We start from the raw sequence: 7,506 nt of genomic DNA, 5'->3' as shown, positions 1-7,506 counted from the left end.
TTAATCAGCGAGTCAGCTTGGGAAGAAATGACCTGCTTATTCGCACCTTCCCTAATATTCGAGTGCGGTTTTCGACGCTGCCGCCAAATTCATCGGTGCGTTTGTTAAATAACGGCGATAAAAACTGGCTAATTAAATAGGAGTGGCCGGCATGAATTTCGACGCAGTCAAAACCCGCGCGACGAACGCGCTCTGCGGCGTCCCCGAATTTTTCCACCGCGTGATAAATTTCCTCATGGGTCATTGGCCGCGGAATATTACCGTGCTTTTTCGAGGGCGTCGTCGAGGAGGAGAGCGGTGTCTGACCCTCGAGGCGGTAGGCATAAGCGGAAGCGCCAGCGTGATTTAACTGAATGGATACGCAGGCGCCGTGTTTATGCAGGGTCTCGGTTAATTTAAACAGCCGCGGGATATATTGATCGTTATCGATCCGCAGTTGGGTGGTGCCGTTGGAAGCGAAAGGGAAATCAATACAGATATTTTCGATGGTGATAAGACCGGTGCCGCCTTTGGCCCGCAGTTCGTAGTATTCCAGCTGTTCCTGCGAGACCTCGCCATTGAGCGTAGCCATATTGGTGCCCATCGGGGGCATAATAATGCGGTTTTTTAGCGTCATGCCGTTGATGGTCAACGGACTGAAAAGGTGCGGATAGTGGCTCATCTCTTCTCTCCCCAGGAGGCCGGGAGGCCGCTATGCGGGGGCCCGGGCGTGTCCTTAGTTAATATTTCTCTGTGGGAAAAGATAGCGAGGGGAAAAATTGAAAAATAATGCTTTTTTTTGCTGTGAGCTATAGGGGTTCTCTATGAGATTAACGCTTCTTTCACATTGTTATATTTTTATATTAAACACTCATACCTTATTTTTACTTGCAGTGAAGGGTTAATACATAAACCGCGCAGGTCAGGGGGAAGAAAGCGAAATCATTCGTCTTTATCGCGTGGGGCAGGCCAACGTCAAGGGCTGACGTTCGAAGAATTAATATTGTTTTTTGTGCGTGAGATCTCAATTTTCTGCCGCAATAAATTAAAAAGCCCGGCCAAATGACCGGGCGCGAAGCTTAATTCATAAACGCCGGCAGCTTGTGCTCATAGTCGGAAATCGCCGCTTCATGTTGCAGCGTCAGGCCGATGCTATCCAGGCCATTAAGCATGCAGTGGCGACGGAAATCGTCGATCTTAAAGCTGTAGGTTTTATCCCCCGCTTTCACCACCTGCGCTTCCAGGTCCACTTCAAACGTAATGCCCGGGTTGGCCTGCACCAGTCTGAACATCTCGTCGACCTGCTCATCGCTCAGCGTCACCGGCAGCAGCTGGTTGTTGAAGCTGTTGCCGTAGAAAATATCGGCAAAGCTTGGGGCGATAACGACTTTAAAACCGTAATCGGTCAGCGCCCACGGCGCATGCTCGCGGGAGGAGCCGCAGCCGAAGTTTTCCCGCGCCAGCAGGATAGAGGCGCCTTTGTACTCAGGAAAGTTCAGCACGAACTCCGGGTTCGGCTGTTGACCTTTATCATCGAGGAAGCGCCAGTCGTTGAACAGGTGCGCGCCAAAGCCGGTGCGGGTCACTTTCTGCAGAAACTGCTTGGGAATGATCGCGTCGGTATCGACGTTTGCAGCATCCAGCGGAACCACCAGGCCGGTATGTTGGGTAAATTTCTCTGCCATGATGGTCTCCTTACTTCAGATTACGGATATCGGCGAAATGGCCGGTTACAGCCGCCGCCGCGGCCATTGCCGGGCTCACCAGGTGCGTGCGTCCGCCGCGGCCCTGACGGCCTTCAAAATTACGGTTGCTGGTGGAGGCGCAGCGCTCGCCCGGGTTCAGGCGGTCGTTGTTCATCGCCAGACACATCGAGCAGCCCGGTAAGCGCCACTCAAAGCCGGCTTCGATAAAGATCTTATCCAGGCCTTCCGCTTCCGCTTGCGCTTTCACCGGACCGGAACCCGGTACCACCAACGCCTGGACGCCCGGCGCCACTTTACGCCCTTTGGCGATTTCCGCCGCGGCGCGCAAATCTTCGATACGCGAGTTGGTACAGGAGCCGATGAACACTTTATCGATAGCCACTTCCGTCAGCGGGATGCCGGATTTCAGTCCCATATAGGCCAGCGCTTTCTCAGCGCTGGCGCGTTCCACCGGGTCGCTGAATGACGCAGGATCGGGGATATTATCGGTGACCGAAATCACCTGGCCTGGGTTGGTGCCCCAGGTCACCTGCGGAGCAATTTCCGCCGCCTGCAGCGTCACCACGGTGTCAAATGTGGCGCCGTCGTCGGTTTTCAGGGTTTTCCAGTACGCCACCGCATCGTCAAAATCTTTGCCTTTCGGCGCGTGCAGACGGCCGCGTACGTAATTGAAGGTGGTTTCATCCGGCGCGACCAGGCCCGCTTTGGCGCCCATCTCGATCGCCATGTTGCACAGGGTCATGCGACCTTCCATGCTCAGATCGCGGATCGCTTCGCCGCAGAATTCCACCACGTGGCCGGTGCCGCCGGCGCTGCCGGTTTTACCAATGATCGCCAACACGATATCTTTGGCGGTGATGCCCGGCGCCGCTTTGCCTTGCACTTCGATTTTCATGGTTTTCGCACGACCCTGTTTCAGGGTCTGGGTCGCCAGCACATGTTCCACTTCGGAAGTGCCGATGCCGAAGGCCAGCGCGCCGAACGCGCCGTGGGTGGCGGTATGGGAGTCGCCGCATACAATGGTCATCCCCGGCAAGGTCACCCCTTGTTCCGGGCCCATTACGTGAACGATGCCCTGGTACGGGTGATTCAGGTCGTACAGCTCAACGCCGAACTCTTTACAGTTCTTAATCAGCTCCTGCATCTGAATGCGGGCCATCTCGCCGGACGCGTTAATGTCTTTGGTCTGCGTCGAGACGTTGTGATCCATGGTGGCGAAGGTTTTACCCGGCTGGCGCACCTGGCGGCCGTGGGCGCGCAGGCCGTCAAAGGCCTGCGGGGAGGTAACTTCATGCACCAGATGGCGGTCGATATACAACAGCGGGGTTTCGTTTTGCGCCTCATACACCACGTGCGCATCAAACAATTTTTCGTATAACGTCTTCGCCATGATTACACCCCTTCTGCGACATAGCGGGCAATGATATCGCCCATTTCATCAGTGCTGACCGCCGCCGTGCCGCGCGCTAAGTCGCCGGTACGAACCCCTTCCTCCAGAGCGCGGTTAATCGCGCTTTCAATTGCGCTCGCCGCCTCGTCAGCGTCAAGGCTATAGCGCAGCAGCAGCGCCAGGGAGAGGATCTGCGCGATCGGGTTAGCGATATTTTTGCCAGCGATATCCGGCGCCGAGCCGCCTGCAGGCTCGTACAGGCCGAAACCTTGTTCGTTAAGGCTGGCGGACGGCAGCATACCCATCGAGCCGGTGATCATTGCGCACTCGTCGGAGAGGATGTCGCCGAACAGGTTGGAGCACAGCAGCACGTCGAACTGAGACGGATCTTTAATCAGCTGCATGGTGGCGTTATCGATATACATATGCGCCAGCTCAACGTCCGGATACTCTTTGCCGATCTCACTGACGATTTCGCGCCACAGAATAGAGGACTGCAGAACGTTGGCTTTATCGATGGAGGTCACTTTGTGACGACGTTTACGGGCGGATTCAAAAGCGATGCGCGCGATTCGTTCGATTTCAAAGCGGTGATACACCTCGGTATCAAAAGCTTTCTCATGCTGACCGCTGCCTTCGCGGCCTTTCGGCTGGCCGAAGTAGATGCCGCCGGTCAGTTCGCGAACGCAGAGAATGTCGAAGCCGTTGGCGGCGATGTCGGCGCGCAGCGGGCAGAACTCTTCCAGCCCCTGATACAGTTTGGCCGGGCGCAGGTTGCTGAACAGTTTGAAGTGTTTACGCAGCGGCAGCAGGGCGCCGCGCTCTGGCTGTTCAGCGGGCGGCAGGTGTTCCCACTTCGGGCCGCCAACGGAGCCGAACAGGATCGCGTCCGCCTGCTCGCATCCGGCGACCGTCGCCTGCGGCAGGGGAGTTCCCTGGCGGTCGATGGCCGCGCCGCCGACGTCGTACTGGCTGGTGGTAATGTGCATGGCAAAACGTTGGCGCACGGCTTCCAGTACTTTCATCGCCTGGTTCATCACTTCCGGGCCAATGCCATCACCCGGCAAAACGGCAATATGGTAATTCTTCGACATTACACGGTTTCCTTATTGTTCTCTTTATTCTGAGCTTTGCGTTGCAATTCTTTTTCGACTTCGGCGGCGCGCCAGATGTTGTTCAGCACATGAACCATCGCTTTGGCTGACGACTCTACGATATCCGTTGCCAGACCAACGCCGTGGAAACGGCGGCCGTTGTAGTCAACGACGATATCCACCTGGCCCAGGGCGTCTTTGCCGTGGCCTTTCGCGCTTAAGCCATATTTCACTAATTCAATGTTGTAATTGGTGACGCGGTTAATCGCCTGGTAGATAGCATCGACCGGACCGTTGCCGTTGGCGGCTTCAGTTTTGATCTCATCCCCGCAGACCAGTTTGATCGAGGCGGTGGCGATATCGCTGGAGCCGGACTGAACGTTGAAGTAATCCAGGCGGAAATGCTCTGGCTCTTCCTGCTGCTTGTTGATAAAGGCCAGCGCTTCCAGATCGTAATCGAAGACCTGTCCTTTTTTGTCCGCCAGCTTCAGGAACGCGTCATACAGATGATCCAGGTTGTAATCGCTCTCCTGGTAGCCCATCTCTTCCATCCGGTGTTTCACCGCCGCGCGGCCGGAACGGGAGGTCAGGTTCAACTGCACCTGGTTCAGACCGATGGATTCCGGGGTCATGATCTCGTAGTTTTCGCGGTTCTTCAGCACGCCGTCCTGGTGGATACCGGAGGAGTGTGCGAAGGCGCCGGTGCCGACGATGGCTTTGTTCGCCGGGATCGGCATGTTGCAGATCTGGCTGACGGTCTGGCTGGTGCGCCAGATTTCATGGTGGTTGATATTGGTGTGCACGTTCATGATGTCTTTGCGCACTTTAATCGCCATGATGACCTCTTCCAGCGCGCAGTTGCCGGCGCGCTCGCCGATACCGTTCATCGCGCCTTCTACCTGGCGAGCTCCGGCGTGGACCGCGGCGAGGGCGTTGCCGACGGCAATGCCCAGGTCATCATGGGTGTGAACGGAGATAATGGCTTTGTCGATATTCGGTACGCGCTCATACAGGCCGCTGATAATGTTGGCGTACTCGAACGGCATGGTGTAGCCGACGGTATCCGGAATATTTATGGTGGTGGCGCCAGCGTTAATCGCTGCTTCCACGACGCGAGCCAGGTCAGCTATTGGCGTACGGCCGGCGTCTTCACAGGAGAATTCGACATCGTTAGTGTAATTGCGCGCCCGCTTCACCATATAAACCGCTCGCTCAATGACTTCATCCAGGGTGCTGCGCAGTTTGGTGGCGATATGCATCGGCGAGGTGGCGATGAAGGTGTGGATACGGAACGCTTCGGCCACCTTTAAGGATTCCGCCGCCACGTCGATATCTTTCTCAACGCAACGCGCCAGAGCGCATACGCGGCTGTTTTTGATGGTGCGCGCGATAGTCTGCACGGATTCAAAATCGCCCGGAGAAGAAACCGGGAAACCGACTTCCATCACGTCAACACCCATGCGCTCGAGGGCCAGAGCGATCTGCAGCTTCTCTTTGACACTCAGGCTTGCCTGTAACGCTTGTTCGCCATCACGTAAGGTCGTATCGAAAATAATGACTTGCTGGCTCATGGTTTGGATCCTTAGTCTGTGTCCTGGCGCCTTGTTGACGAGCATAAAAAAACCCGCGCCAAGGCGCGGGTTTTATAGTCTTGCTGGAAGATGACTTAACGCTGAACGTCGCCCAACAGCCTACCGCGCAAATGGCATGCGTTTAGTAGTAGTAGGCTGGTGATACGAGTGGTGCGAATCATTGCGTCAAACTCCAGATGAAATCGTTATGCTTTTAGAGTTACTGGATAGCCGTTTCAAAGTCAACCCCTGGCATGGAAAAAGCGTTTTTGGTCCACGGCGTGAATTAGCTAATTGTGCTGATGTTTGCCCTTTTTTGCCGAAGATCCTTTTTTGGCCCTGCGGGAGCGCACTGGGATATGTTTCATTTGACAATGTACTTTGCATTAAAGGCTTCGCTCACGATGCGCCGCGAGCGAGGCGGCAAAAAATCGCTATCTAAATGAAAAGATTATATTTATTTTTCGTGTGAATATCTCCACCCCTTAGCGGCTCTTTTTTCAATGATAAATGGTTGTTAATTTTATGGGGTGGAAAATAAAATGCTTTATTATTGCTTAAGTTACAGTTAATCATTGGTGTTGTTTTTATTTTTCTGAATTATGGTTAAACTCATCATCATTAAGTAACTAGTATGGTTTGAGCAGTTCACCTATTCCGGCGGTACCGGATTTACACTGCCACTCATAGCCTTGATATATTCCTAAAATACACCTTTGCTATTTTGCAAATGTCATTAGCATGATAAATGATATTTTCGCCGCTAATCATAGCGGTTTAGTAAAGGGAATTCATCGTGACGGCGGAACTAGATATGTTAATTGAAAGTCCAGAATATAAATCAGCCCCCGGACAGGAAGTCGTAAAACCTCAACTACGGATGGTTGATCTCAATCTGCTTACCGTTTTTGATGCGGTTATGCAGGAACAGAATATTACCCGTGCCGCCCATACGCTCGGCATGTCTCAACCGGCGGTGAGCAACGCGGTTTCACGTCTGAAAGTGATGTTTAATGATGAACTGTTTGTGCGCTATGGTCGCGGTATTCAGCCGACGGCGCGGGCCTATCAGCTCTTTGGCTCAGTGCGCCAGGCGCTGCAGCTGGTGCAAAACGAATTGCCAGGCTCCGGTTTTGAACCACTGAGCAGTGAGCGTGTTTTCAATCTGTGCGTCTGTAGCCCGCTGGATAACATCCTGACGTCGGTGATATTTAATAAAGTCGCTGAAATCGCGCCCAATATTCATTTAGTCTTTAAATCAGCGCTTAATCAAAATACGGAACATCAGCTACGTTATCAGGAAACGGAATTTGTGATCGGTTATGAAGAGTTCCGTCGCCCTGAGTTTGCCTGTGTGCCGCTATTCAAAGATGAAATGGTTCTGGTGGCCAGTCGCAACCATCCGCGTATCTCCGGACCGGTGATGGAGGCTGATATTTATCGCGAGGAGCATGCCGCGGTGGCTCTCGATCGGTATGCCTCATTCAGTCTGCCGTGGTATGACACGGCCGATAAACAAGCGCGCATCGCATATCAAGGTAATGCGATGGTCAGCGTATTAAACGTGGTGTCACAAACACAGATGGTGGCCATTGCGCCGCGCTGGTTGGCAAATGAGTTTGCCGATAAGTTAGCGCTGCAAATATTACCTCTACCGCTGAAGGTGAATAGCCGGACCTGCTATCTCTCCTGGCACGAAGCGGCGGGTCGCGATAAAGGCCATCAGTGGATGGAAGAGCTGCTGGTGGATATTTGTCAGCGCTGAG

General features: G+C 54.0%; 6 protein-coding genes and 1 pseudogene. 1 reads left to right on the top strand and 6 read right to left on the bottom strand.

The window, feature by feature from the left end; all coding sequences use genetic code 11:
* Positions 1-52 precede the first annotated feature (52 nt).
* The 6 genes and pseudogenes from ABLU50_RS04890 to leuL all read right to left on the bottom strand — a co-directional run.
* A pseudogene (locus ABLU50_RS04890) lies at positions 53-661 on the bottom strand (NADH:flavin oxidoreductase); the annotation flags it as partial.
* Between the two features lie 397 nt (positions 662-1,058).
* On the bottom strand, positions 1,059-1,664 hold the full coding sequence (leuD, locus tag ABLU50_RS04885) for a 3-isopropylmalate dehydratase small subunit (RefSeq protein ID WP_057213395.1): 606 nt from the start codon (positions 1,662-1,664) through the stop codon (positions 1,059-1,061).
* 10 nt (positions 1,665-1,674) lie between these two features.
* Positions 1,675-3,075 carry a 3-isopropylmalate dehydratase large subunit gene (gene leuC, locus ABLU50_RS04880; protein WP_004177417.1) on the bottom strand — a complete coding sequence of 467 codons (1,401 nt, stop codon included), beginning with the start codon at positions 3,073-3,075 and terminating at the stop codon, positions 1,675-1,677.
* Positions 3,076-3,077: 2 nt separating this feature from the next.
* Positions 3,078-4,169 (bottom strand): 3-isopropylmalate dehydrogenase, encoded by a 1,092-nt coding sequence (gene leuB, locus ABLU50_RS04875; protein ID WP_004204322.1) that lies wholly within the window; start codon positions 4,167-4,169, stop codon positions 3,078-3,080.
* Positions 4,169-5,740, bottom strand: coding sequence for a 2-isopropylmalate synthase (leuA, locus tag ABLU50_RS04870; RefSeq protein WP_004204323.1), 1,572 nt, complete (start codon positions 5,738-5,740; stop codon positions 4,169-4,171). Before leuA ends, leuB begins: the two co-directional genes overlap by 1 nt.
* A 95-nt stretch (positions 5,741-5,835) precedes the next feature.
* Positions 5,836-5,922, bottom strand: a complete 87-nt coding sequence (gene leuL / locus ABLU50_RS04865) for a leu operon leader peptide (protein WP_017901192.1) — start codon at positions 5,920-5,922, stop codon at positions 5,836-5,838.
* 614 nt (positions 5,923-6,536) lie between these two features.
* Between leuL and leuO the strand changes: the two genes are divergently transcribed.
* Entirely contained in the window at positions 6,537-7,505 is a 969-nt protein-coding gene (gene leuO / locus ABLU50_RS04860) for a transcriptional regulator LeuO (RefSeq protein WP_072140386.1), read from the top strand.
* The last annotated feature ends 1 nt before the right edge of the window (position 7,506 follow it).

It is taken from the genome of Klebsiella sp. GG_Kp173 (genome assembly GCF_040062415.1).
Taxonomy (GTDB): domain Bacteria; phylum Pseudomonadota; class Gammaproteobacteria; order Enterobacterales; family Enterobacteriaceae; genus Klebsiella; species Klebsiella quasipneumoniae.
The sequence above is the reverse complement of the archived record's forward strand: the minus strand, read 5'-3'. Positions and strand labels throughout refer to the sequence as shown.

Excerpts from the sequence above, each read along its gene's own strand:
- leuD (WP_057213395.1), bottom strand. The coding sequence starts at position 1,664 with ATGGCAGAGAAATTTACCCAACATACCGGCCTGGTGGTTCCGCTGGAT.
- leuC (WP_004177417.1), bottom strand. The coding sequence starts at position 3,075 with ATGGCGAAGACGTTATACGAAAAATTGTTTGATGCGCACGTGGTGTAT.
- leuB (WP_004204322.1), bottom strand. The coding sequence starts at position 4,169 with ATGTCGAAGAATTACCATATTGCCGTTTTGCCGGGTGATGGCATTGGC.
- leuA (WP_004204323.1), bottom strand. The coding sequence starts at position 5,740 with ATGAGCCAGCAAGTCATTATTTTCGATACGACCTTACGTGATGGCGAA.
- leuL (WP_017901192.1), bottom strand. The coding sequence starts at position 5,922 with ATGATTCGCACCACTCGTATCACCAGCCTACTACTACTAAACGCATGC.